21 protein-coding genes are annotated in these 25,372 nt (G+C 62.9%); 4 read left to right on the forward strand and 17 right to left on the reverse strand.

Features of this window, described 5'->3' with window-relative positions:
- Positions 1 to 90 precede the first annotated feature (90 nt).
- Positions 91 to 270: a cbb3-type cytochrome oxidase assembly protein CcoS gene (gene ccoS / locus ACEN9T_RS18615; RefSeq protein ID WP_092971421.1), complete on the reverse strand. Its 180-nt coding sequence runs from the start codon at positions 268 to 270 to the stop codon at positions 91 to 93.
- A 10-nt stretch (positions 271 to 280) separates the two neighbouring features.
- On the reverse strand, positions 281 to 2,824 hold the full coding sequence (locus tag ACEN9T_RS18620; protein ID WP_413706724.1) for a heavy metal translocating P-type ATPase: 2,544 nt from the start codon (positions 2,822 to 2,824) through the stop codon (positions 281 to 283).
- Positions 2,825 to 2,999: 175 nt separating this feature from the next.
- On the opposite strand from ACEN9T_RS18620, the gene ACEN9T_RS18625 reads away from it, so the two are divergent.
- Positions 3,000 to 3,842: a 2-phosphosulfolactate phosphatase gene (locus ACEN9T_RS18625; RefSeq protein ID WP_092971423.1), complete on the forward strand. Its 843-nt coding sequence runs from the start codon at positions 3,000 to 3,002 to the stop codon at positions 3,840 to 3,842.
- Between the two features lie 20 nt (positions 3,843 to 3,862).
- Here the strand turns inward: ACEN9T_RS18625 and zapE are convergent, their stop codons facing one another.
- The 9 genes from zapE to ugpB all read right to left on the reverse strand — a co-directional run bounded on the left by zapE (position 3,863) and on the right by ugpB (position 16,113).
- Complete coding sequence (gene zapE, locus ACEN9T_RS18630) at positions 3,863 to 4,960, reverse strand: cell division protein ZapE (protein ID WP_413706725.1); 1,098 nt, start codon at positions 4,958 to 4,960, stop codon at positions 3,863 to 3,865.
- A gap of 101 nt (positions 4,961 to 5,061) precedes the next feature.
- Positions 5,062 to 6,498 (reverse strand): dihydrolipoyl dehydrogenase, encoded by a 1,437-nt coding sequence (lpdA, locus tag ACEN9T_RS18635; RefSeq protein ID WP_092971425.1) that lies wholly within the window; start codon positions 6,496 to 6,498, stop codon positions 5,062 to 5,064.
- 69 nt (positions 6,499 to 6,567) lie between these two features.
- A complete protein-coding gene (gene odhB, locus ACEN9T_RS18640) occupies positions 6,568 to 7,824 on the reverse strand; it encodes a 2-oxoglutarate dehydrogenase complex dihydrolipoyllysine-residue succinyltransferase (protein ID WP_413706726.1) in 1,257 nt (418 codons plus the stop codon).
- A 134-nt stretch (positions 7,825 to 7,958) separates the two neighbouring features.
- Positions 7,959 to 10,823 (reverse strand): 2-oxoglutarate dehydrogenase E1 component, encoded by a 2,865-nt coding sequence (locus ACEN9T_RS18645; protein ID WP_092971427.1) that lies wholly within the window; start codon positions 10,821 to 10,823, stop codon positions 7,959 to 7,961.
- Between the two features lie 291 nt (positions 10,824 to 11,114).
- Positions 11,115 to 11,867: a glycerophosphodiester phosphodiesterase gene (ugpQ, locus tag ACEN9T_RS18650; RefSeq protein ID WP_413706727.1), complete on the reverse strand. Its 753-nt coding sequence runs from the start codon at positions 11,865 to 11,867 to the stop codon at positions 11,115 to 11,117.
- Complete coding sequence (locus tag ACEN9T_RS18655; RefSeq protein WP_092971429.1) at positions 11,864 to 12,961, reverse strand: sn-glycerol-3-phosphate import ATP-binding protein UgpC; 1,098 nt, start codon at positions 12,959 to 12,961, stop codon at positions 11,864 to 11,866. The genes ugpQ and ACEN9T_RS18655 overlap by 4 nt, the downstream gene beginning before the upstream one ends.
- A gap of 10 nt (positions 12,962 to 12,971) precedes the next feature.
- The gene (ugpE, locus tag ACEN9T_RS18660; protein ID WP_413706728.1) at positions 12,972 to 13,820 is read right to left on the reverse strand and encodes a sn-glycerol-3-phosphate ABC transporter permease UgpE; all 849 of its coding nucleotides are present in this window, start codon (positions 13,818 to 13,820) and stop codon (positions 12,972 to 12,974) included.
- 18 nt (positions 13,821 to 13,838) lie between these two features.
- Complete coding sequence (ugpA, locus tag ACEN9T_RS18665; RefSeq protein WP_092971431.1) at positions 13,839 to 14,720, reverse strand: sn-glycerol-3-phosphate ABC transporter permease UgpA; 882 nt, start codon at positions 14,718 to 14,720, stop codon at positions 13,839 to 13,841.
- Between the two features lie 76 nt (positions 14,721 to 14,796).
- Positions 14,797 to 16,113 carry a sn-glycerol-3-phosphate ABC transporter substrate-binding protein UgpB gene (ugpB, locus tag ACEN9T_RS18670; protein ID WP_092971432.1) on the reverse strand — a complete coding sequence of 439 codons (1,317 nt, stop codon included), beginning with the start codon at positions 16,111 to 16,113 and terminating at the stop codon, positions 14,797 to 14,799.
- Positions 16,114 to 16,309: 196 nt separating this feature from the next.
- On the opposite strand from ugpB, the gene ACEN9T_RS18675 reads away from it, so the two are divergent.
- The gene (locus tag ACEN9T_RS18675) at positions 16,310 to 17,203 is read left to right on the forward strand and encodes an HAD-IIB family hydrolase (RefSeq protein WP_413706729.1); all 894 of its coding nucleotides are present in this window, start codon (positions 16,310 to 16,312) and stop codon (positions 17,201 to 17,203) included.
- A gap of 169 nt (positions 17,204 to 17,372) precedes the next feature.
- Complete coding sequence (locus ACEN9T_RS18680) at positions 17,373 to 17,702, forward strand: hypothetical protein (protein ID WP_092971433.1); 330 nt, start codon at positions 17,373 to 17,375, stop codon at positions 17,700 to 17,702.
- Between the two features lie 114 nt (positions 17,703 to 17,816).
- Here ACEN9T_RS18680 and ntrC read toward each other — a convergent pair whose 3' ends face one another.
- The 4 genes from ntrC to ACEN9T_RS18700 form a co-directional block, all read right to left on the reverse strand.
- Positions 17,817 to 19,325: a nitrogen regulation protein NR(I) gene (gene ntrC / locus ACEN9T_RS18685; protein ID WP_024975938.1), complete on the reverse strand. Its 1,509-nt coding sequence runs from the start codon at positions 19,323 to 19,325 to the stop codon at positions 17,817 to 17,819.
- A 70-nt stretch (positions 19,326 to 19,395) separates the two neighbouring features.
- Positions 19,396 to 20,598: a nitrogen regulation protein NR(II) gene (glnL, locus tag ACEN9T_RS18690; protein WP_413706730.1), complete on the reverse strand. Its 1,203-nt coding sequence runs from the start codon at positions 20,596 to 20,598 to the stop codon at positions 19,396 to 19,398.
- Between the two features lie 7 nt (positions 20,599 to 20,605).
- Positions 20,606 to 21,127: a DUF4124 domain-containing protein gene (locus tag ACEN9T_RS18695; RefSeq protein ID WP_413706731.1), complete on the reverse strand. Its 522-nt coding sequence runs from the start codon at positions 21,125 to 21,127 to the stop codon at positions 20,606 to 20,608.
- A 158-nt stretch (positions 21,128 to 21,285) separates the two neighbouring features.
- Entirely contained in the window at positions 21,286 to 22,701 is a 1,416-nt protein-coding gene (locus tag ACEN9T_RS18700) for a 3-hydroxylaminophenol mutase (RefSeq protein ID WP_027677605.1), read from the reverse strand.
- A gap of 467 nt (positions 22,702 to 23,168) precedes the next feature.
- Here ACEN9T_RS18700 and ACEN9T_RS18705 point away from each other — a divergent pair, with 467 nt between their 5' ends.
- Entirely contained in the window at positions 23,169 to 23,645 is a 477-nt protein-coding gene (locus tag ACEN9T_RS18705) for a rhodanese-like domain-containing protein (RefSeq protein WP_413706732.1), read from the forward strand.
- Positions 23,646 to 23,661: 16 nt separating this feature from the next.
- Here the strand turns inward: ACEN9T_RS18705 and ACEN9T_RS18710 are convergent, their stop codons facing one another.
- Both ACEN9T_RS18710 and ACEN9T_RS18715 read right to left on the reverse strand, forming a co-directional pair.
- Positions 23,662 to 24,480 (reverse strand): competence/damage-inducible protein A, encoded by an 819-nt coding sequence (locus tag ACEN9T_RS18710; protein WP_413706733.1) that lies wholly within the window; start codon positions 24,478 to 24,480, stop codon positions 23,662 to 23,664.
- Between the two features lie 21 nt (positions 24,481 to 24,501).
- Positions 24,502 to 25,359: an EI24 domain-containing protein gene (locus ACEN9T_RS18715; RefSeq protein ID WP_413706734.1), complete on the reverse strand. Its 858-nt coding sequence runs from the start codon at positions 25,357 to 25,359 to the stop codon at positions 24,502 to 24,504.
- Between the last annotated feature and the right edge of the window lie 13 nt (positions 25,360 to 25,372).

Consider the following 25,372-nt stretch of genomic DNA (forward strand, 5'->3'; position numbering starts at 1 on the left):
CTCCCCGAGAGTGTTGGTTTGATAGGGTCATGTTAAGAATGGGGCGACAATCGAGTCTTGACGTGCATCAAGGCACCCCAGCCAACGTGGTCAAGTAGTTCCGTCCCGCGACATTGCGTCACGCACCGGGGTATCAGGGTCGAGCAAAATCGATTCAGCCGGCGCCTTGAGATCGTCGTATTGGCCCGAGCCGACCGCCCACCACAGCACTCCGACAATCGCCACAACCAACATCAGCGACAGCGGAATCAGCAGGAATAGGGTTTCCATGGCAGCCCTCCTAGACCGCGCGCGACAAGCGCCACGCATTGAGCGCTACCAGCAACGACGACACCGACATGCCGATGCCCGCCGCCAGCGGCGACAGCCACCCCAGCGTGGCGAGCGGAATGCTGATCGCGTTGTAGGCAAAAGCCCAGCCGAGGTTCTGGCGCACCACGCGCAACGTGCGACGGCCGATCGACACGGCCTCGCTAATGGCAAACAGGCGAGGCTCGGTGAGGATGGCGTCGGCGCCGGCCTGGGCGAGGGGCGCACCCGACCCAATGGCGATGGAGACCTGCGCCTGGGCGAGCAACGGCGCATCGTTGATGCCGTCGCCGACGGCAAGCACACGGGCGCCGTCTGCCTGCAGCTTGCGCACGTAGGCGCGTTTGTCTTCCGGGCTGACGCCGCCCGCGGCGCGGTCGATGCCGAGGCGGTTGGCCCACCAGTGCACGGTCTCAGGCGCATCGCCGGAAACGAGGTGCAAGCGCAATCCTTGTGCGCGCAAGGCACTCAGGCATGCAGGCGCATCGGCCCGCGGCGTATCGGCCAGAGTGAAGCGCGCGAGCGGTTGGCCATTGCGGCCGAGCCAGACCGACGTGCATGCGGCCGCCGGCGGCACTTCCTCCATCGGTGCTTCCGTGCCGTAACGAATGGAAGCAACGGGCTGATCTGCGTAGTGCACTGCCGCGAACGACTGCGTTCCAAGACGCACCAATTGGTTATCGGCCAGGGCATACACGCCCTGCCCCGGCACATTGGTCACGCGCCCCAACGTTGGCAACGGCATTTCAGCGGAGGTGGCGGCCCGCAGCGACTGGGCGATCGGGTGATTCTCGGATTGCTCCATCGCGCATGCCAATGCGAGGCAGTGTTCGGCATCCACATCGGCGAAGGTCTCGATGCTCAGCAAGCGCAAACGCCCCTCGGTGAGCGTACCGGTCTTGTCGAGCAGCACGTCCGTCACGGCTGCCAGGCTCTCGATCGCGTGGCCACGCGTGACCAGCACACCGCGCCGTGCCAGCGCTCCACTGGCCGCGGCCAGCGCAGACGGCGTGGCCAGCGACAACGCACATGGGCAACTCACCACCAGCACCGCCACGGTGACGGCAAACATGCGTGTCGGATCGATCCACCACCACGCGATCGCCGTCAGTAGCGCCCAGCCGAGCAGCACTGCCACAAAGCGCCCGGCAACACGATCAGCGAGTTCAGCCATGCGTGGCTTGTCCGTTAAGGCGCGTTCCAGCAGATCCACGATGGCGGCAAGGCGTGTCTGGGCGCCTACGCGATTGACACGCACGCGAATGGCGCTGACGACGTTGTAGCTGCCTGCCAGCACGGCCGCGCCCACGTCGCGCGGGCGCGGCACGCTTTCACCGGAGAGAAGCGATTCGTCGATCTCAGTGGTGCCGCGTTCAATGGTGCCGTCGGCGGGCAGAACTTCACCGGCGCGCACTTCCACGCAATCGCCTTGCTGCAAGGCTGCAACGGGGATGGTTTCCAGCGCGCCGCTTTCGGCATGGAACCGCCGGCAGGTGGCTGGCAACTGATGCACCAACGCTTCAGCGCCGGAAGCTGCACTCTGCCGCGCACGCAGTTCGAGATAGCGCGCCGCCAGCAGGAAAGCGACGAACATCGTCACGGAATCGAAATACGTTTCGCCATGACCACGCAACGTAGCGAATACGCTGGCAATGAACGCTGCGCCGATCCCCAGCGCCACGGGCACATCCATGCCGACGTGCGCATGCCTCACTTGCCGCCACGCATTGATGAAGATGGGTCGCGCAGAAATCAACACCACGGGCACGGTCAGCATCAGGCTGGCCCACTGCATCAGGCGCGTCTGGCTCGCGGGGATGTCGCTGCCGTGCAGGTACACCGGCCACGCGTACATCATCACTTGCATCATGCCGAGCATCGCCAGCCCCAAGCGGATCAGCAGGCTGCGGCGTTCGCGCGCCTCGGCAGTGCGGCGGGCGGACGGCTGGTCTGGCCAGGCTTCATATCCGACGTCGGCAATGGCAGCGAACACCGCGGACAGCCGCATCGCCCCTGCATCTCCGACGATGCGCGCACGTTCCGTGGCGTAATTGACGGTAGCTTCGCGCACGCCCGGCACTCGCGAGAGCGCACGCTCGATCAGCCAGACGCACGCAGCGCAACGCATGCCGCTGATCGCAAGGGAAAGTTCTTCCGCACCGTCAGCGCTCGTGCGCACGAAGCGCTCACGCATGACGGGCAGATCGTAGGTTGCCCAAACAGCTTCGGCTTCGGTGCGACGGTCACCTTCGATGGGCTTGGCGAAAGCGATTGGGCCGTCATAGACGTGGCCCATGCCGGAGGCGTGCAGCGTTTGCGCGACAGCCTGGCAGCCGGCACAGCAAAATTCGCGGGACTTGCCGCCGATGTCAGCGCGGAGAGCGGTGGCGCCATCCAGTGGCGATGCGCAGTGATAGCAGGTGATGCGCGACGCGGCGGCTCCGCTCGGGCCAGGAGGCGAACCTATGCCGGCAACCGGCGCGGTTGGATGGTTGGGGGCGAATATCGTCGTCATTATGAGGACGATGCTAGCCAGCATCCCCCGGCGCGCCCTTGATACGCATCAAGCACGGTCCAATAAGAATCAGCCTGAAATGCGACCCTCAGCGCACCTCAACATGCCCACTTTCCCATAAAAAAATAAGCCGCCTATAGTGAAGAGCTGCACCAGCCAACCAGGAGGGCGCGACATGGCAACCGAATTCAGCCTGTACAACATCCACTGCGAATGGGGCGAGCACGGAGCATCCGCGCTGGCGCCACATTGCGACGCCGTCATCGTGGTGGACGTGCTTTCCTTCTGCACTTGTGTGGATGTGGCCGTGGCGCGCGGGGCACGCATCTATCCGTACCCATGGCGCGACGCCAGCGCTGAAACCTTCGCGCGCCGTGCCGGGGCCATGCTGGCGGGCCACAACCGCAGTCAGGCGGGGTATACGCTCTCGCCAACGTCGCTGCGGGAATTGCCAATGGGCAGCAACCTCGTCCTGCCCTCGCCTAATGGGGCAACACTCGCACTCGCCACCGGATCGACGCCGACGTTTGCTGGTTGCCTGCGCAACGCGCGCGCGGTGGCTGAAGCAGCATCGCGGCTGGGCCGTCGCGTGGCCGTGGTGGCCTCAGGAGAACGCTGGGCCGATGGCAGCCTGCGCCCCGCCCTTGAAGACTGGCTCGCCGCCGGTGCAATCGTGCATCACCTGTCGGAAACAGTGGCGGGGTTCTTGCCGCAAGCGCTCTCGCCCGAAGCGCTCGCCGCTCGCGCGATTTATCGCGAGGCGTCGCAGACCGGCATGATGAAAGCGTGGCTGCTTGATTCTGTGTCCGGCCGCGAGCTGTGCGAACGCGGCTTTACCGAAGACGTGACCATGGCGTCGCAAACCGATGTGAGCAATGTCGCGCCCATGCTGGTGGAAGGCGCGTTCCGCAACGTCAATCGCAAAACCGAGCGCCTGCCACAGGACTTCTTTGGCGCCAGCTTGCGGCCCTCGCAGGCGCCGCCGTCGCATCGCAATTCGCCGCCGACGTCGCACTAGTCACACGGCAGCGGGCGAGATCAGGTCAGTGACGTGTCCACTTCGCGGCGAGGTGCATCGAGGTATTCGCGCGACTGCATCTCGACGATGCGCGACACGGTCCGCTGGAATTCGTTGGCCATCTGGCCTTCGGTGTACAACTCGTCTGCCGGCACCTCCGCCGACATTAGCAGCTTGACCTTGTGATCGTAGAACACGTCGATCAGCCACGTGAAGCGGCGCGCCTCCGATGCCATGCGCGGCGTCATCTTCGGCACATCGGCCAGGATAACGGTGTGAAAGCGCGAAGCGATCTCCAAATAATCGTTCTGCGAGCGCGGGCCACCGCACAGCGTGGCGAAGTCGAACCACACCACACCGCCGGCCTTGCGCGCCGCACGAATCTCACGGTGCTCGATGCGCAGCACCGGCGACTCGTCCGGCACTCCGGCCACCGCCGTAAACGCATCGCGCAACGCCGAATTGGCCTTCGCGCCTAGCGGCGTGTAATAGGCTTGCACTTGCTCCATCGCGCGCTTGCGGTAATCGACGCCCGCGTCGACGTTGAGGACGTCGAGCTTCTCCTGCAGCAGCGCAATGGCCGGCAGCACACGGTCGCGGTGCAGGCCGTCCGGATACAGCAAGTCCGGACGATAGTTGGACGTCATCACAAACTGCACACCGTTGGCAAAGAGCTGATCGAGCAAGCGGTGCAGGATCATCGCGTCGGCAACGTCGCTGACGTGGAATTCGTCAAAACAGATCAAGCGGTAGCGCTTGGCGATGCGACGGGCCAGCTCGTCCAGCGGATCAGCGCGGCCGCGCAGTTCTTCCAGTTGGCGATGCACTTCGCGCATGAACTCGTGAAAGTGCAGACGCGTCTTGCGCACCAATGGCACGCAGCTATAGAACGCATCCATCAGGAACGACTTGCCGCGCCCCACCCCGCCCCACATGTAGACCCCACGCGGCAAATCGGGGCGCACGAGCATCTTGCGCAGCGCGTTCGAACGACGGGCCTTGTAGGCAACCCATTCGTCGTAGCACCGCTGCAGGCGATCGACGGCGCGTTGTTGCGCTTCGTCGGGCTGATAGCCGCGCACCTTCAGTTCCTGTAGGTAGGTTTCCTGGACGTTCATCTGCTTAATCTGCTTGGGGCACCGTTTGCGGGCCCAAATGGACCGATGCCCGGCAATCTTGTGGATTCACCGGGCATCGTGCTTGCCTTGCGGCTTGCGATTTACATATTGAGCTGACGCTTGTCGACCGCCAGCGCAGCTTCGCGCATCACTTCCGACATCGAAGGGTGCGGATGGCAGATACGGCCGATATCTTCAGCTGCAGCCTTGAACTCCATTGCCACCACGGCTTCGGCAACCAAGTCCGAGGCGTTGGCCGCCACGATGTGCACGCCCAGGATTTCATCGGTCTTCGCATCAGCGATGACCTTCACGAAACCGTCGGATGCGCCCATGCCCAGTGCACGACCGTTCGCCATGAACGGGAACTGGCCCGCCTTGGTCTCGCGCCCTTCGGCCTTGAGCTGCTGCTCGGTCTTGCCCACCCATGCAATTTCCGGGTACGTGTAGATAACCCACGGAATGCAGTTGTAGTCGATGTGCGGCTTCTGGCCGACGATGCGCTCGGCCACAGCCACGCCTTCGTCTTCTGCCTTGTGCGCCAGCATCGGGCCACGCACCACGTCGCCGATCGCCCACAGGTTCGGCAGCTTGGTCGCGCAGTGTTCGTCCACCTCGATAAAGCCACGCTGATCCGCCGCCAGGCCGATCGCTTCCAAGCCCAGGTTGTCGGTGTTCGGCACGCGGCCGATCGACACGATCAACTTGTCGCACTCCAGCACTTGCGCAGCGCCGGCAGCGTCGGTGTAGTTGACCTTTACGCCCTTGCCCGACGATTCGATCTCGCCGACCTTCACGCCGACGTTGATCTTCAGGCCCTGCTTGGTCAGCAGCTTGTTGGCTTCCTTGGCAACGGATTCGTCAGCCGCACCGAGGAAGCTCGGCAGCGCTTCGAGAATCGTCACTTCGGCGCCCAGACGGCGCCACACCGAGCCCAGCTCGAGGCCGATCACGCCGGCACCGATCACGCCCAGCTTCTTCGGCACTTCGCCAAACTTCAGTGCGCCTTCGTTGTCGGCGATGGTCACGTTGTCGACCTTCACGCCCGGCAGATGACGAGCCTTCGAGCCCGTAGCGATGATCACGTGCTTGGCCGTCACGACTTCCGTGCCTGCCTTGCCTGCAATCTCGACCTGATAGCCAGCGTCGGTCTTGCCGACGAACTTGCCGTGGCCCTTGAGCAGCGTCACCTTGTTCTTGCGGAACAGGAACTCGATGCCCTTGGTCATCTTGCCGACGATGTCGTCCTTGCGCTTGAGCATCTTGGCCACGTCGACCTTGACGCCGTCCACCGTGATGCCGTGGTCGGCCAGATGGTGGTTCACGTTCTCGAACTCTTCCGACGAGGCTAGCAACGCCTTCGAGGGAATGCAGCCGACGTTCAGGCAGGTGCCCCCCAGGCGCGGCTCGCCCTTCGGATCGTCGTAGGCGTTGTCTTCGCAGCAGGCCACGTTCAGGCCCAGCTGGCCAGCGCGGATGGCGGCGATGTAGCCACCGGGGCCGGCGCCGATCACCAGCACGTCAAATTCTTTGCTCATGGAGAAATCCTCGATTCGGACGCCGCTGCACCCAACGGGCTGCGGCGTCTCAGGTCATCAACGCGTCGATTACAGGTCCAGCAGCAGGCGGGCCGGATCTTCCAGCGCTTCCTTCATTGCCACCAGGCCCAGCACGGCTTCGCGGCCGTCGATGATGCGGTGGTCGTAGGACATGGCCAGATAGTTCATCGGGCGGACCACGACTTGGCCGTTCTCCACCACGGCGCGATCCTTGGTGGCGTGTACGCCCAGGATGGCCGATTGCGGCGGGTTGATGATCGGGGTCGACAGCATCGAGCCGAACGTGCCGCCGTTCGAGATCGAGAACGTACCGCCGGTCAGGTCGTCCAGCGTCAGCTTGCCGTCCTTGGCCTTCTGGCCGAACTCGGCAATCTTCTTCTCGATATCGGCCAGGCTCATCTGGTCGGCATTGCGCAGGATGGGCACCACCAGGCCGCGCGGCGAGCCGACAGCGATACCGATGTCGAAGTAGCCGTGGTAGACGATGTCGTTGCCGTCAACCGATGCGTTGATGACTGGGTACTTCTTCAGCGCGTGGACAGCCGCCTTCACGAAGAACGACATGAAGCCCAGCTTCACGCCGTGGGTCTTCTCGAACTGGTCCTTGAACTTGGCCCGCAAGTCCATCACCGGCTTCATGTTGACTTCGTTGAAGGTGGTGAGGATGGCGTTGGTCGATTGCGACTGCACCAGGCGCTCGGCGATACGGGCGCGCAGGCGGCTCATCGGCACGCGCTCTTCCGGGCGGTCGCCCAGAGCGGCGAAGTCCACCGGAGCAGCCACTTGCTGCAACGCCGGACGTGCGGCTTGCGGAGCGGCAGCAGCAGCCGGCTTGGCGCCACCAGCCACGGCACCCAGCACGTCGCCCTTGGTGATGCGGCCATCGCGGCCCGTGCCGGCCACTTGGCCAGCCGACAGGTTGTTCTCAGCCATCAGCTTGGCGGCCGACGGCATCGCCACGCCACCCGCTGCAGCGGCGGCCGGAGCGGCAGCAGCCGGTACCGGCGCCGGAGCAGCCGCCGCGGGAGCCGGCGCAGCAGCAGGAGCTGCGACGCCTGCCTTGCCTTCGGTGTCGATCTTGGCCAGCAGCTGTTCCGACGTCACGGTTGCGCCGTCCGCCACCAGCACTTCAGCCAGCACGCCCGCCGACGGGGCCGGCACTTCCAGCACGACCTTGTCGGTCTCGACTTCGATCAGGATTTCGTCCTGGGCCACGGCTTCGCCCGGCTTCTTCTTCCAGGAGATCAGCGTGCCTTCTTCAACGGACTCGGAAAACTGCGGGACCTTGACTTCAACGATAGCCATTTCGGTGGTTCCTTGGATTCATGTGCACGTGCTCCTCTTGTGCGGGAGCCGCGCTAATTCGATATACGGTGGAATTCGGGAGCGAAGATGCGTCAAGGCGACAGCCGAAGCTGCCGCCTTGGTGCAGAGGTCGCTTACTTGTTCAGCACGAAGCCCTTGAGCTTGCCAAACGCGGCATCGATCAGCGCCTTCTGCTGCTCGTTGTGCTTGGCGTAGTAGCCCACGGCCGGCGATGCCGATGCCGGGCGACCTGCGTAGCCCAGCTTCTGACCCTCGGTCATGTTCTCCAGGATGTAGTGCTGCACGAAGAACCAGGCGCCCTGGTTCTGCGGCTCGTCCTGGCACCACACCACTTCGGCGAGGTTCGGATACTTCTTCAGCTCGGCTGCGAACGCCTTGTGCGGGAACGGATAGAGCTGTTCCACACGGATGATGGCCGTGTCGGTCAGGCCACGTTCCTTACGGGCGTTGACCAGGTCGTAGTAGACCTTGCCCGAGCAGGCCACGACGCGCTTGACCTTGGCGGCGTTCAGATCTTCGGCCGTATCGGCGATCACCGTTTCGAAATGGCCCTTGGCCAGATCCGACAGCGGCGACACAGCATCCTTGCTGCGCAGCAGCGACTTCGGCGTCAGGATGATCAGCGGCTTGCGGAACATCCGGATCATCTGGCGACGCAGCAGGTGGAAGATCTGCGCCGGCGTGGTCGGCTGCACCACTTGCATGTTGTGGTCTGCGCAGAGCTGCAGGTAGCGCTCCAGGCGTGCCGAGCTGTGCTCCGGACCTTGGCCTTCGTAGCCATGCGGCAGCATCAGCGTCAGACCCGAGGCACGACCCCACTTCACTTCGCCCGACGAGATGAACTGATCGATCACGACCTGTGCGCCGTTGGCGAAGTCACCGAACTGGGCTTCCCAGATCACCAGGGTGTTCGGCTCAGCCGACGAATAGCCGTACTCGAAGCCCATCACGGCCTCTTCCGACAGCACCGAGTCAATCACCGTAAAGGGAGCTTGGCTCTCCGACACATTCTGCAGCGGGATGTAGCTGCCGGCGTCCCAACGCTCGCGGTTCTGATCGTGCAGGACTGCGTGACGGTGCGTGAACGTACCGCGACCCGCATCCTGACCAGTGATACGCACCGGGTAGCCAGACGCCACCAGCGATGCGAAAGCCAGGTGCTCGCCCATGCCCCAGTCCAGCGACAGCTCGCCCTTGCCCATCTTGGCGCGGTTGTTGACGACGTTCTCAACCAGCGGGTGCAGCTTGAAGTGATCGGGGATGGCGGTGATGCGCTCGGCCAGACGCTTGAGTTCGGCCATCGGCACAGCGGTATCGGCCGCATCCGTCCATTTGCGGTTCAGGAACGGCAGCCAATCCACAGCGAACTTGTTCTTGAAGTTCGACAGCACCGGGTCGACCGTGTGCTTGCCCGCGTCCATGGCGGCACGGAATTCCTGCACCAGGGCGTCCGGCTCTTCGGTCTTCAGCGTGTTCTGCGTGACGAGCTTGTCTGCGTAGAGCTTGCGCGTGCCGGGGTGCGTGCCGATCTTCTTGTACATCAGCGGCTGCGTCATTGCCGGCGTGTCTTGCTCGTTGTGGCCGAGCTTACGGAAGCAGATGATGTCGACCGCAATGTCCTTCTGGAACTCGGTACGGAAGTCCACGGCCAGTTGCATGGCCAGCACGACGGCTTCCGGATCGTCGCCGTTCACGTGCAGAACCGGCGCTTCGATCATCTTGACCACGTCGGTACAGTACAGCGTCGAGCGCGAGTCGCGCGGGTCCGACGTCGTGAAACCGATCTGGTTGTTGATCACGATATGGATCGTGCCGCCCGTGCCGTAACCGCGCGTTTGCGCGAGGTTCAGCGTTTCCATCACGACGCCCTGGCCAGCGAAGGCCGCGTCACCGTGCACCTGCACAGCCAGCACTTGCGCGCCGTGCTTATCGTCGCGGCGCTCCTGACGCGCCTTGACCGAGCCTTCGACGACCGGGTTAACGATTTCCAGGTGCGACGGGTTGAACGCCAGCGACAGGTGGACGGGGCCGCCCGGCGTGGTCACATCGCTCGAGAAGCCCTTGTGGTACTTCACGTCGCCAGCCGGCAGGTCGTCCACGTGCTTGCCTTCGAATTCGGCAAACAGGTCGGCGGGCATCTTGCCCAGCGTGTTGACCAGCACGTTCAGACGGCCGCGGTGGGCCATGCCGATCACGATTTCCTGCACGCCCTTGGCGCCGGAATGCTGGATCAGCTCGTCCATCGCCGCGATGAAGCTTTCGCCGCCTTCCAGCGAGAAACGCTTCTGACCGACGTACTTCGTATGCAGGAAGCGCTCGAGGCCTTCAGCGGCCGTCAGGCGTTCCAGGATGTGCTTTTTCTTTTCAGCCGAGAACGTCGGCTTGGAGCGAATGGTTTCCAGACGCTCTTGCCACCAGCGCTTTTGCGCCTGGTCGCTGATGTACATGAACTCGGCGCCGATCGAGCCGCAGTACGTCTCGCGCAGGTTGTTGACCAGCTCGCGCAGGCTCATCGATTCTTTGCCGAAATACGTGTTGCTGGCATTGAAGATGATGTCCTGATCGGCTTCAGTGAAACCGTAGAAAGCCGGGTCCAGATCCGGCACCGGCGGGCGCTCCTGACGCTTGAGCGGATCAAGATCAGCCCAACGCAGGCCAACATTGCGGTACGCGGCGATCAGCTGCGTGGCCGACACGCGCTTGCGACCCATATCGGAATCGGCAGACGCGACAATCGTCTTGATCGGGCCAGCCTTGGCGCGCTCGGCGAACGACGTGACGATGGGGGCGTGGGCGATATCCCGGGCGTTGGAACCGTCGACGGCGGGGACGTTCTGCAGCGCATCGAAGTACGCGCGCAGTGCCTCGCTAACGGACGTGGGATCTTGAAGGTACGCTTCGTACTGATCTTCAACGTAGGCGGCGTTACCGCCGGACAGGTACGAAGTGTCCAGGTACTGCTTATACAGCTCTGTCATGGGGCGCTCACTTTTCTCCGGGTCTGCCGGAGTTCAGCGGGTTCATCAACCTTCCGCGACACGGCTTGACCGGTTAGCGGATCGCAAACTAAATCGCCTGAAATCACCTGGTCGGACCGGATCGCGCAAGGCAGAAAGGGGGTACCGAGACAGCTTTTACAGACAAGTTGTGCGGGAAGGACCTAAGTCTTCACGGAGGGGAAGCATAGCATGTTTATAAGCAATATTCCGATTCTTTGACGTGACAAAGGACCGTTGTTATGCCACGTCAATGCCATGCCTTGATCACATTCAGGCGGGCGAAATTCGGTCGACCCAATCGGTGATCAAGCCGTCCAGCCCCGCGCTCCAGAGCAACCGCGCGCGATCCAGATCGTTGACCGTATAGCAGCAGACGCGGAAGCCCGCGGCGTGTGCCTCGTCAATGACCTCAGGCGTCAGTTCGCGATGGTTGGCGTCGAGCGCAACGCAGTCCAATGCGTGCAGTCGGTCAAGCCAATCGGCGGGCAGTTTGTCGAGCAGCAACGCGCGGGGCAATTCCGGCGCAGCCTCACGCGCGGCAGCCAGCGCGTCTTCCGAAAACGACGACAGCAGCGGCGGCACGTCGGCGCCGGCCCACAGCGTGCGGGCGTCGAGCGCCACAGCGGCGCCCGTACGCCACTCCGCGCCTGGCACCGGCTTGATTTCGATATTGGCGAGGAAGTTGTTGGCGCGAAGGTAGCGTGCGATGGCTGCCAGCGTCGGCACCGGCTCACCCGCGTAGGCAGCGCTGTGCCAACTGCCTGCGTCCAGTTGTGCAATCTGACCAAGCGTGAGCGCATCGAGGCGGCCCGCGCCATTCGTGGTGCGATCCAGCGTGGCGTCGTGCAACAGGACCGAGGCGCCGTCGCCGGAAAGCTTCACGTCGAATTCGAACATGCGGTAGCCGAACGACGCGCCATGGCGGAAGGCCCCCAGCGTGTTCTCCGGCGCCAGCTTCCCCGCGCCGCGGTGCGCAATGGCGCGTGGATATGGCCAGTCAGGCAAGGCGCGTGCGCCGGTCATGCCAGCGCCTCGATGCGGCGGGTGGTTTGCGGATCGAACCAGTGCAAGTGTTCGGCGGCCGCGGTGATCGGCAGCTTGTCACCGGCTTTTACGCTGGCATGCGGCTCCAGCCGGACCACGACCGGATGACCAGCCAGCGCACCATACGCAAATGCATCTGCACCAAGGGCTTCGACCACACGCACGTCGATCAGGGCGATGGCTTCGTCAACTGAGCACGGCTCGATGTGTTCGGGGCGCAAACCCATCAGCGCGTGTTCGGGCAGATGAAGACCCATCGGCAGATGGCCAAGCGTGGCAGGAGTGTCGCCCTCCTTCGCACCATCCACCCGGATCTGCGTGCCGCCGCCGGCATTGCGCGACACGGGCACGAGGTTCATCGGCGGCGAGCCGATGAAGCCTGCCACGAACGTGCTGGCCGGACGCGAGTACACCTCAAGCGGCGTGCCGATCTGCTCAACGCGGCCTCCGTTGAGCACCATCATGCGATCGGCCAGCGTCATCGCCTCGACCTGGTCGTGCGTGACGTACAGGCTCGTCGTACGCAGACGGCGATGCAGATCCTTCAGTTCCAGACGCATCTGCACGCGCAGCTTGGCATCCAGGTTGGAGAGCGGTTCGTCGAACAGGAACACAGCCGGCTCACGCACGATCGCGCGACCCATGGCCACACGCTGGCGCTGGCCGCCCGAGAGCTGGCGCGGCTTGCGATCGAGCAGCTTGCCGAGTTCAAGAATGCCCGCGGCCTGTTCCACGCGCGCTTGAATATCGCTCTTGGGCAAGCCTCGGATCTTCAGGCCGTAGGCCATGTTGTCGAACACGCTCATGTGCGGATACAGCGCATAGTTCTGGAACACCATCGCGATATCGCGCTCGGCCGGTTCCAGTTCGTTGACGACGCGGTCGCCAATCCACACTTCGCCGCCGGTGATGGGCTCCAGCCCCGCCACCATGCGCAGCAGCGTGGACTTGCCGCAGCCCGACGGGCCGACGATGACGATGAACTCCCCGTCGCCGATCTCCATGTCGATGCCGTGCACGACCTGGAGGTTGGCGTAGTGCTTCTGGACGTTGCGTAGCGAAAGTTTTGCCATCTTGCTTCTTTTACTTTTCGGTTTCGACGAGGCCCTTCACAAACCACCGCTGCATGCCGATCACGATTGCCGCAGGCGGCAACATGGCCAGCATCACGGTGGCCATCAGCAGGTTCCAGTCGGTGGCGGAATCGCCGGAGCGGGAGATCATTTGCGTCACGCCCAGCACGATGGGCGTCATGTTCTTCTCGGTCGTGATCAAGAGCGGCCAGAGGTACTGGTTCCAGCCGTAAATGAACTGGATCACGAACAGCGCCGCGATGCTGGTGCGCGAGAGCGGCAGCACCACGTCCCAGAAAAATTTGAGCGGGCCGGCGCCATCGATGCGCGCAGCTTCCGCCAGTTCATCGGGAATGGTCAGGAAGAACTGCCGGAACAGGAACGTGGCCGTGGCCGACGCGATGATCGGAATCGTCATCCCAGCGTAAGTGTTCAGCATGCCGAGATCCGCCACCACCTTGTATGTGGGCAGGATCCGCACTTCCACCGGAAGCATCAGCGTGACGAAGATGAGCCAGAAGAACGTCTTGCGCAGCGGGAACTTGAAATAGACGATCGCGAAGGCCGAGATGATGGAAATCGCGATCTTCCCGAGCGAAATGCCCAGCGCCATGATCAGGCTGTTCATGAGCATGGTGCCGACAGGCGTGGCCGAGTTGCCCATGCCCGACGTGAGCACCGTGCGGTAGTTTTCGATGAGGTGCGGACCAGGAATCAGCGTCATCGGCGCCTGCAGCACGTCTTCGGCCGTCAACGACGACGCGACGAATACGACGTACACCGGAAACGCCACGACGATCACGCCGAGAATCAGCACGACGTGGGTGAGGAAGTCCAGGAATGGACGGCGTTCAATCATGGTGCGGATGCCCTCCTTTCAGTATTGGACTTTGCGTTCAACGTAACGGAACTGGACGATCGTCAGCACGATCACCAGGCCCATGAGGATCACCGACTGAGCGGCCGATCCACCGATATCGAGACCGCGCACGCCGTCTTGATAGACCTTGAACACCAGCGTCTCTGTCGCCTTGAACGGGCCGCCCTGCGTGACCGAATCGATGATGGCGAAGGTGTCGAAGAACGCGTACACGACGTTCACCACCATCAGGAAGAACGTGGTGGGCGACAGCAGCGGAAAAACGATCGACCAGAAGCGCTTCCACGGCCCGGCACCGTCAATGGCGGCCGCTTCGATCAGCGACTTCGGGATGCTCTGCAGCCCCGCCAGGAAGAAGAGGAAGTTGTAGCTGATCTGCTTCCACGCCGCGATGATGACCACCAGCGTGAGCGCCTGCCCGCCGTTGAGCACGAAGTTCCAGTCCACGCCCATCTTGCGGATCACGAACGACACGATACCCAGCGAGGGGTTGAAGAGGAAGCTCCATAGCACGCCCGCCACGGCCGGCGCAATGGCGTACGGCCAGATCAGCAAGGTCTTGTAGAACGTGGCGCCACGCAGCGCGCGATCGGCAAAATACGCCAGTGCCAGCGAGGTGCCGAGACCCACCAGCGCGACGCCGATGGCGAATACCGCCGTGGTCTGGAACGAACCGAGGTAGGTCGGGTCGTTGAAGAGATCACGAAAGTTCTCCAGCCCCACGAATTCGAGGTTGATGCCGAAGGCATCCTGGCGCAGCAGCGACTGATATAGCGCCTGCCCCGCGGGCCAGAAGAAGAACACCAGAGTGATGACGATCTGCGGGGCAACCAGCACATACGGCAGCCAGCGCGACCGAAAAACGACGCGTTTTTCCATGCGACATTCCAAAAACGCACCGCCGGCCTGTGCGAGCGCACGAGGCCGGCGGTTTAGACGAGCACCGAATCGGCGCTTATTCCTTGACGGTCTTCTCGAAACGGGCGAGCAGCTCGTTGCCGCGTGACACAGCCGTGTCCAGCGCTTCCTTCGGCGTCTTCTTGCCGGCCCAGACGGCTTCCAGCTCTTCGTCGATCACCTGACGGATCTGCGGGAAGTTGCCCAGACGAATGCCGCGCGACTTGTCGGTCGTCTTGACGATCATCTGCTTGACCGCCACGTCGGCACCGGGGTTCTTTTCATAGAAACCGGACTTCTTCGTCAGCTCATACGCTTCCAGGGTAACGGGCAGATAACCCGTCGACTGGTGCCAGTCGGCCTGCACTTCCGGACGTGACAGGAACGTGAAGAACTTCGCCACGCCCTTGTACTCCTCAGCCTTGTGACCGCCCATCACCCACAGCGAAGCCCCGCCGATGATCGTGTTCTGAGGGGCACCCGCCACGCCGGCTTCGTACGGCAGCGGGGCCGGGCTGAAGTTGAACTTGGCGTTCTTGCGGATGTTCGCCAGCGCTGCCGACGAACCCGTGTGCATGGCGCACTCACCCGCGATGAACTTCGCCTTCGGCTCGTCCTTGCGGCCGGCGTAGGTGAAGTAGCCCTTCTTCTCCATGTCGAGCAGGTTCTCGATGTGCTTGATCTGCACGGGGCCATTGAAGTTCAAGCGAGCCTTTGCTCCGCCAAAACCGTTGTTCTCGGTAGCGAACGATACGTTGTGCCAGGCCGAGAAGCTTTCCAGATGCACCCACGACTGCCAGTCGGTCGTGTAGCCGCAGGCCACGCCCGCGGCCTTCAGCTTGGCCGCGTCGACAGCCACTTCCTGCCACGTTGCGGGCGGCTTGTTCGGGTCAAGGCCGGCCTTCTTGAAGGCGTCCTTGTTGTAATACATGATCGTCGTCGAGCTGTTGAACGGGAACGACAGCATCTCGCCCTTGTTCGACGTGTAGTAACCCGCCACGGCCGGCACGTAGGCCTTCGGGTCAAACTTCTCGCCGGCGTCCTTCATGATCTTGGCGACCGGCACAATGGCGCCCTTGGCGTTCATCATGGTGGCGGTACCCACCTCGAACACTTGCAGAATGGCCGGTGCGTTGCCCGCGCGGAAGGCCGCGATGCCCGCAGCCAGCGATTCATCGTACTGGCCCTTGTAGACCGGCACGATCTTGTAGTCAGACTGGCTGGCGTTGAACTTGGTGGCGATCTCGTTCACCTTGTCGTTCAAGGCGCCTTCCATCGAATGCCACCATTGGATTTCCGTCACTGCGTACGCGCCTTGCGCAAACGTACACGCGGCCAGTACTGCTGCCGCCCCCGCAATCTTCTTGATCGACATCATTTCTCCTTGTTTCGACCCGGCGGGCTCCCTCGCTCCGCCCACCGCGCGCCGACTGTATATGCACGGTCGGTCATTTTTATGACAGCGGGATGTTACTTCCCTTTCTGTCACAAAGAAATCGGGAAATCCCTCCAAGGTTTGGCTTGCAACGGCCGTTAGAATGATTCAAGACACTCTCTTTTGCACGCGCAGCATGCTCGCCCAACCCACCACTCCTGCCGCTCCGGACTCGCCTGAAACCACGCCCGTCATCGCCGAGCGGCGAGTTCCGCTGGCCCTGCATCAACTCTCGGATGATGCACTGCGCAATATCACCGGCGTCTTTACCGACGTGGATGGCACCCTCACTACGAGGGGTAAGCTCCCCGCGCAGACGTACTCGGCGCTGGAGCGTTTGCATCGTGCCGGCATCAGGGTCGTGCCGGTCACCGGCCGCTCGATTGCCTGGTGCGAAGTCATTGCGCGGCTGTGGCCCGTCGATGCCGTGATCGGCGAGAACGGCGCGTTTGCCATGCGCGTCGATTCGCGCGGGCACCTGGCCACCGACTTTGTTGACGACGCCCAAACGCGCGCGCGCAATCTGGAGCGCATCCGTGAAGTCGGCGCAGAGATTCGGCGTGCGGTGCCGGGTTCAGCGCTGGCAACGGACCAGGCCTGGCACGCAGCGGATCTCGCTGTCGATCATGCTGAGCAAGTCCCGCCGCTGCCGCAGCACGCCGTGCAGCACATCGTCGACATCATGCGCACGCACGGCATGCATGCCACGGTCAGTTCGATTCACGTGAACGGCTGGTTCGGCAAGCACGACAAGCTGAGCGCCAGCGTGTCGCTCGCACGCCGCGCATTCGGTATCGACCTGCATGCTGAACGCGAAAGCTGGGTGTTCGTGGGCGACTCTGCCAACGATGCTGCAATGTTCGAGTTCTTCCCGCTCTCGGTGGGTGTGGCCAATGTGCTGGACGTGATCGATGCGCTGCCCGTGCCGCCCGCTTACCTTACTGAGGGTGAAGGCGGCGGCGGCTTTGCCGAAGTCGCCGAACGCATCCTTGAGGCGCGCTCCCTCGCCCTGCCCGCACCGCACGGCTGACCCGGACATCTTTGCACCGCAACACGACGTGGAGCTTCTGCGGCGCTTGCCGCACGCGGCACGCCGCTTGCGCCGAAATTGGGCGTTGCACCGCCTTGCACCATGTGACGGCCTCATATCGGTGCATGCGGTGCCAACGCCTTTTCTACGCAACCGACAGGAGCCCTCCATGCAAACACAGAAACTGCGCCAGCGTTTTGAACATGCGGAAAGCACCATCGCCGAACTGGCCCGGACCTGCGCCTCGCACAAGGACGTGCCTGACTCGCTGAAGCAATCGATCCAGCAACTGGACGACCAGGCCCGCCAATGCCACTCGCGGCTGGAAGGCGCTGAAGACCAGCAGACTTTCGTAGAAGCCATCGACAAGTTGGAAGCCTGTTCCGACCGCGCGAAGATGGCCTGCCAGAACGCCACTGGCAAGGTGGACCATTCCGTGGAATCTGCCGTGATGCGCGCGCATGAAGAACTGTCGCAGCTGAAGCACAAGCTGCACTAAGCACGGCACGCATTCGCGACACAAAAAAAGGGGCGGACTCCCTTATCGGAAATCCGCCCAATCCCAATCGCCAAGCTCGACGATATTCGGTGGACTGGCCCTGCTGACGGCGCGTCAGTCGAAGCCAAGCTCCTGCAATTTGCGTGTGATGGTGTTGCGGCCGATGCCCAGGCGTGTTGCCGCCTCGACACGGCGCCCGCGCGTAACACCAAGCGCAGCCTCCAAAATTGCCTTTTCGAAGCGACGCGTAAGCGCGTCCATCACGTCAGGTTGGCCCGCTTCGAGCATGGCCTTGGCCTCGCCTGCGAGCGCGCGCTCCCAGCCTGCGGCGATGGATGCGCCCACTGAAGTCGTCGAAAGCAACGCATCGACCGACGGCGTAACACCATACGGTTCCCCACCATGCGACGGCTCGCCGATAAAGGCCGGGCGCGCCTGGGCATCGCCCATGGCAGGCAGCATCTGCGCGTTGCCTCGCACCAGATCGGCGGGCAGATCCTTGCTTTCAATGGTCTGCGCCGGCGCCATCACGGTCAGCCAGTTGCAGAGGTTTTCCAGTTGCCGCACGTTGCCCGGGAACGGCAGCGTGGCGATATGCGCCAGCGCATCGTCCGACATACGCTTGGGCTCCACGCCCAGTTCCTTGGCGCTCTTCTGCAGGAAATGGCGCGCGAGCAGCGTGATGTCTTCCGGACGTTCACGCAGCGCCGGCAAGCGCAGACGGATCACGTTCAGGCGGTGAAACAAGTCCTCGCGGAACAGGCCGTCCTTGACGCGCGTTTCAAGATTCTGGTGCGTCGCCGCGATGACGCGCACGTTGGCCTTGAGCGGGTTGTGACCGCCCACGCGATAGAAGTGTCCGTCCGACAGTACGCGCAGCAACCGCGTCTGCAGATCGAACGGCATGTCGCCGATTTCATCGAGGAACAGCGTGCCGCCCTCGGCTTGCTCGAAGCGCCCGCGGCGCATGGTCTGCGCGCCGGTAAAGGCGCCGCGTTCATGGCCGAACAGCTCGGATTCCAGCAGATCTTTCGGAATCGCCGCCGTATTCAGCGCGATGAAGGGGCCGCTCGCACGCGGGCTGTGCTTGTGCAGCGCCCGGGCCACCAACTCCTTACCCGTGCCAGATTCGCCGGTGATCAACACCGTCACATTGGACTGCGACAGCCGCCCGATCGCGCGGAACACGTCCTGCATGGCCGGCGCCTGCCCGAGAATCTCAGGCGCATCGCTCAGGCGATCGTCGATTTCCTCCTCGCGCAGGCTCTCTTCGAGCGCGCGGCGGATCAGCTCGACCGCGCGATCCACGTCGAACGGCTTGGCCAGGTATTCAAACGCGCCGCCCTGGAACGCCGCCACGGCGCTATCCAGGTCCGAATACGCGGTCATGATGATGACCGGCAGCCCCGGGTGCTTGGCCTTGATGGCCTGCAGCAGATCCAGCCCCGAGCCGCCCGGCATGCGGACGTCGGAGATCAGGACTTGCGGCGTTTCTTCGTCGAGCGCGTTGAGCGCATCGCGCACATTGGTAAAGCTGCGCGAGAGTAGGCTCTCACGCGCCAGCGCCTTCTCAAGGACCCAGCGGATGGATTGATCGTCGTCGACTATCCAGATTGGCTTCATGTGTTGGTTCGTCTGCTTGACTTCGTCTCGCCTGGGCCGTCTCGTGCTGCGTTGTTGAAGCTGCGACGCTTCAGTGCAGCGGCACGAGAATGCGGAAATCCGTCTGACCTGGCCTGCTCTCGCATTCGATCAGACCATCGTGCTGCTGCACGAACGTCTGCGCGAGTGTCAGGCCCAGCCCACTTCCCCCCTCCCTTCCGGACACCAGCGGGAAGAAGATTCGCTCGCGGATGTCGTCCGGGATACCAGGACCGTTGTCCACTACATGCAAGTCCAATGCCAGCTTGTAAAGACGTTTTGCAATCGTAACTTTGCGTGCGACGCGCGTGCGCAGAATGATTTCGCCGTCGCCCTGCGCAATGCGAGGGCCCAGCGCATGCGCCGCGTTGTGAACGATGTTGAGCACGGCCTGGATGAGCTGCTCCTTGTCGCCTCGAAACTCCGGCAGGCTCGCGTCGTAGTCGCGCACGATATGCAGGCCCTGCGGAAACTCCGCCAGCACGACCGAACGCACACGCTCGAGCACCTCGTGGATGTTCACATCGCCAACGATATGGGGATGCCGGTGCGGTTCGAGCAGGCGGTCGACCAGCGTCTGCAACCGGTCGGATTCCTTGATGATGACTTGCGTGTACTCGCGCAGCGAGCGCTCCGGCAGCTCGAACTCCAGCAACTGCGCCGCGCCGCGAATGCCGCCCAACGGGTTCTTGATCTCGTGCGCAAGGTTGCGGATCAGTTCCTTGTTGGCGGAGGTCAGGTCGAGCAGACGCTCTTCGCGCTCGCTGCGGATCTTCTGCTCATTGGGCAGAAGCTCAAGCAGCACCGAGCCCGGCGCAAAGTCGAGCGCGCCCACGACGGCATGCGCATGCAGCGGCTCATGGCCCACCCGGTCGAGCGACACGTCGCGCCGCTTGGCGTCGAACTGGCGAGCTGCCACGGTGGCGATCATCTCGGCCAGCTCCGACGGATCGGCAAACAGCTCGTACAGCGACATCTCCACCAACTGGCGGCGGGACACGGCCAGTGCGGCTTCAGCGGCGGGATTGGCGTAGAAGATCGTCAGCGCCGGATGGCGGACGAAGAGGATGGGATTGGGCACCGCGTCGAGCCCGGGGAACGATGGCGGTGCACCATGGGAAAACGGAATTGGCGGAGGCCCGTCGATGGGCTCGCCTACGGAGACCTCCAACCCAGGGGCGGAGGCTGACGGCGCGGATGGCGTCGTCTGTTCCTGTTCATCGCGGCGTGCCGCTTTGCGGATCAGTCGACGCATGGTTTATCTAGTCCTTGAGATTGCCCAGCTCCCGGCGGATGGAATCGACATTGGCCTGGCTGCGCTCGATGTCGCCCTTCAACTGCGCGGTGCGGTCCAGATACTTCTGATAGTTACGTTCGTTGCCCTGGCGCTCGGGCTGACCGTTGTTGTATTCGGTCTTCAACGCCTGGAGCTTGCGCTCCTCGTCTGCCAGCTCGGCCTCCAGCACCTGACGGCGTTCGCCGTCACGTGCCTTCTGCGTAGCGTTGTCCACGCGGGGGAAACCGCCACCTGCATTGTTTTGCGCCGGTGCGGGTGCCGCTCCTGCACTGCGCGGGCTGCGCGTGCCGGGGACGGTTACCACATCTGGCAGCGTCAACTTCTTGCAGCCTTTCACGTTGCCGCTGTTGCGGTACTCCGGCACGCCATTCGGGCCGGTGCACAGATAAACATCATCAGCGTACGCGGGTGCCTGCACGGACAGCGTGGCAAACACCGCGGCGGCGGCAAGCAGTCCGGATGCGATGCGTGGGGAAGGACGGAACATGAATGGAACCTGGCGGATACGTCGATCGGGCGCCGGAGTCCGGCGGACGCTCATTCTAGCCACAAAACTCCGCTTCATAAAAAGGAAGGGCGACCTGCGCCGCCCCTCCTCTCATAACCGTCTCTTCGCCCCGACATATCGCTCGGGGCGCTCGCAGATTACAGCGAGTAGTACATCTCGAACTCGAGCGGGTGCGTCGTCATGCGGAAGCGCGTGACTTCTTCCATCTTCAGTTCGATGTAGGCGTCGAGCATGGCGTTGGAGAACACACCACCGCGGGTCAGGAACTCGCGATCCTTGTCCAGGTACTCCAGGGCCTGATCCAGGCTCGAGCACACGGTCGGGATCTTTGCGTCTTCTTCCGGCGGCAGGTCGTACAGGTTCTTGTCGGCAGCTTCGCCCGGGTGGATCTTGTTCTGCACGCCGTCCAGGCCGGCCATCAACAGAGCCGAGAAGCCCAGGTACGGGTTCATCAGCGGATCCGGGAAGCGCGTTTCGATACGGCGGCCCTTCGGGTTCGCAACGTACGGAATACGGATCGAAGCCGAACGGTTGCGAGCCGAGTAAGCCAGCTTGACCGGAGCTTCAAAGCCCGGCACCAGACGCTTGTACGAGTTCGTACCCGGGTTGGTCAGGGCGTTCAGCGCGCGGGCGTGCTTGATGATGCCGCCGATGTAGTACAGCGCGAATTCCGACAGGCCGGCATAGCCGTTGCCTGCGAACAGGTTCTGGCCGTCCTTCCACACGGATTGGTGCACGTGCATGCCCGAACCGTTATCGCCCACGACCGGCTTCGGCATGAACGTGGCGGTCTTGCCGTACGTGTGCGCGACGTTCTGGATCACGTACTTTTGCAGTTGGGTCCAGTCGGCGCGTTGCACCAGCGTGCTGAACTTCGTGCCGATTTCGTTCTGACCTTGGCCCGCCACTTCGTGGTGGTGCACTTCAACCGGAATGCCCAGCGATTCCAGGATCAGGCACATTTCCGAGCGCATGTCTTGGAAGGTGTCGATCGGGGCAACCGGGAAGTAGCCGCCCTTCTTGCCCGGACGGTGACCCGAGTTGCCGTGTTCGAAGTCCTTGCCCGACGACCACGGAGCTTCTTCGGAATGGATCTTCACGAAGCAACCCTGCATGTCGATGTTCCAGGTCACGCCGTCGAAGATGAAGAATTCGGGTTCCGGACCAAAGTAGGCGGTGTCGCCCAGGCCCGTGCTCTTCAGATAGGCTTCAGCGCGCTTGGCGATCGAGCGCGGGTCGCGGTCGTAGCCCTTGCCGTCCGACGGCTCGACCACGTCGCAGGTCAGGACCAGGGTCGGCTCTTCGTAGAACGGGTCGATGTGTGCGGTGTTTGCATCCGGCACCAGCAGCATGTCCGACGCTTCAATGCCTTTCCAGCCGGCGATCGACGAGCCGTCGAATGCGTGGCCGCTTTCGAACTTATCTTCGTCGAAGTGCGAAACGGGGACCGAGACGTGCTGCTCCTTACCCTTGGTATCGGTGAAGCGGAAATCGACGAACTTGACGTCGTTTTCCTTCACGAGCTTCATCACGTCTGCAATGCTTTGGGACATGCCATTCTCCTGGTAGCGCAATAACGCAAAGTATTGTGAGCCGGTTGTGTGACGGATCGCTGCACATCGGCTGCAACTCGCCCTCACTCCGAAACATCTTCTTTCCAGCAAGGTCGTCCGACAAACGGACGCCCCCGAAAAAGACCGCGGGAATCTTAGCAGAAACTATGCCAATTCCGGCCCGACAATGGGCAAGCACTCCCGCAAACAGTGCAGTGCCGCGCCAACCCATGTCTGACACGGTGCGTGCTCCCGCAATCCAGCCGAACGGTGTCAGGCAAAATCCTCGCCCATATGAGCAAGGCTGTTCAAGCAGCATAGTCAACGCACGAAAAAGGTGCATAAAAACTTAAATAGCACCGTTGTAGTGCGTTAAGGCTGTGCCCGCACCGTTTAGGTGATTTCCGCCCGACCGATGTGACGGCAGCGCTAAAATGATTGTTTCCCATTTCACACGCTCAATCACCATGACTGCCACTACGCTCACTCGCGAGTCCCTGCTCGAGGCCGCCGCCGCTCGCCGCGAGGCAGATCAGCTGCCGTACTTTGGCGCGCTGTCGCCGCAAGAGACTGCCGCGCTGTTGGCCGCCGACCCGCAAGCGCGGCTCGTGGACGTGCGCACGCGTGCCGAACTCGACTGGGTTGGCACGCCGGACGTTTCGCCAAGCCAGTTTGTGCATGTGGAGTGGAATCAGTATCCAGGCGGCGTGCGCAACGCCAACTTCCTGAGCGCGCTGGAAGCCGCCGTGCCGAAGGACGTGCCGGTGTTGTTCCTATGCCGTAGCGCCGCGCGCTCCAAGCATGCTGCAGTGGCGGCCGCGCAGGCGGGCTATGCGGCAGCGATGGATGTGCTCGAAGGTTTTGAGGGCGCCAAAGACACCGAGGGCCATCGCAAGACCGTGGAAGGCTGGTGCTTCCGGGGCCTGCCCTGGCACGGCGCCTGAGGCACGCTGCTGAACGTCAGGACGCCGCGGGGGCGTCCGCCTCGAAGATCTCGCCGCCCAGCGCCAACGCGCCCTCTCGCAGCACCACATAGGCGCGCGTCACAGCCTCCGGTGAGCCCTTTACGCCCAGGTCGATGTGCGAGCGGGCATAGCGCTCGCCGCGCGCGGCATCGCCCACGCTGGGCAGGCTGAAGACCTTCACGCCATCGAACTCGGCTTCGACGCGCTCCATCAGCGGTGTGAGCCGCGACTCCGGCAAGCCGAATACCAGGAACGAGCGCTCTTCGCGCGGCGCGCGGTGAAATTGATCGGCGTAATAAGTGTCGAGCACCCACTCCATCATCGGCCACGCCATCACCGGAAAACCCGGCATGAAATGGTGATGTGCCACCGAGAAACCGGGGATGCGGTTGTAGCTGTTCGGGATGATGCGTGCGCCCTGCGGAAACTCGCCCATCTTGAAGCGGTGCTGGTTTTCGGGCGTGGAGACATCTGCCTTGACCGGGTCACCGTTAGCCGACTCGGAAATGCGCAACGTGATCTGCTCGCGCGCTTCCGGATGCAGCTCCAGCGGCACGCCCAGCGCAGCAGCTGCGCATTGGCGTGTGTGGTCATCGGGCGTCGCGCCGATACCGCCAGTGCAGAACACCACGTCGTCGTTGGCGAAGGTACGCTTGAGCACGCTGGTGATGCGCGCGGGTTGGTCGCCGACGTATTCCGCCCACTCCAACGCCAGGCCGCGCTCGCCGAGCACTTCGATCAGCTTGCGCAGGTGCTTGTCTTCGCGGCGACCGGAGAGAATCTCGTCGCCGATGATGATCATGCCGAAAGCCATGTCAGTTCCGATGGTTTCTGATTATTCGCGAGGCAATTCAATGGTAGTGACCTCGATCTCGATGGCCTCGACCATGCGCGCAGGCGGCGCTTCAGCACGAAGGCGTGTGAGCGCGCGCAAGCAGAAATGGCCGAACCACAGCGCCGAGAAAATGAAGATCAGCACGTACAGCCAGATGACGGCGATGGCGATGATCGGGAACAGCACAATCGTCACCACCGACGATACCCACAGCAGCGTGGGCGCGGAGCCCAGCATGCCGACGGCCACGCCAATGCCCAGGAGCGGCAGCCGGTAGCGTTGCATGATCGCACGGCGCTCTTCGGCTGTAGCGTGGTCAGCCAACGCGTCGTACGTCATCAAACGGTACGTGAGCCAACCCCACAGCAACGGTGGAATCAGTGCAAAAAACGGGGGGATCAGCCACAACGGCAGCGTGACGATCGCTACCAGAATGACCACCAGCGTGCATAGCAGCGCATGCATCAGGCTGCCCAGTACCGTGCCGCCCTTGCGACGCTCAAGCTGCGGATAGCTGCGATCAAGAAAACGCATGACCACCGGCACCGATGCCACGCTCACCAGCACAAGGATTGATACGACAATCACAGGCACCAGCAAGGTGATCACGAGCAGCGGCGCAATGGCCGACCACAATCCGGCCATGCCGATGGCGTTGAGGCCGCTCTTGATCCAGCCCATGAAGGCCCAGCCTTCCACGGCGTTGCGGGCCATGCCGTTCATGGCATCCCAGCCGAAATACAGCACCCCTCCCCAGACCACCACGGCCACGACGAAAGGCAGGACCGTCAGGAACAGCATGCGCGGATGCAGTTGCGAGAGCAGCGCCCGGCCAAATGAGCGAATCAGGTCGTTCATGCAGAAATCGGGA

The sequence above is a fragment of the Ralstonia sp. Ralssp110 genome, from assembly GCF_047325135.1.
In the GTDB taxonomy this organism is placed as follows: Bacteria; Pseudomonadota; Gammaproteobacteria; order Burkholderiales; family Burkholderiaceae; genus Ralstonia; species Ralstonia mojiangensis.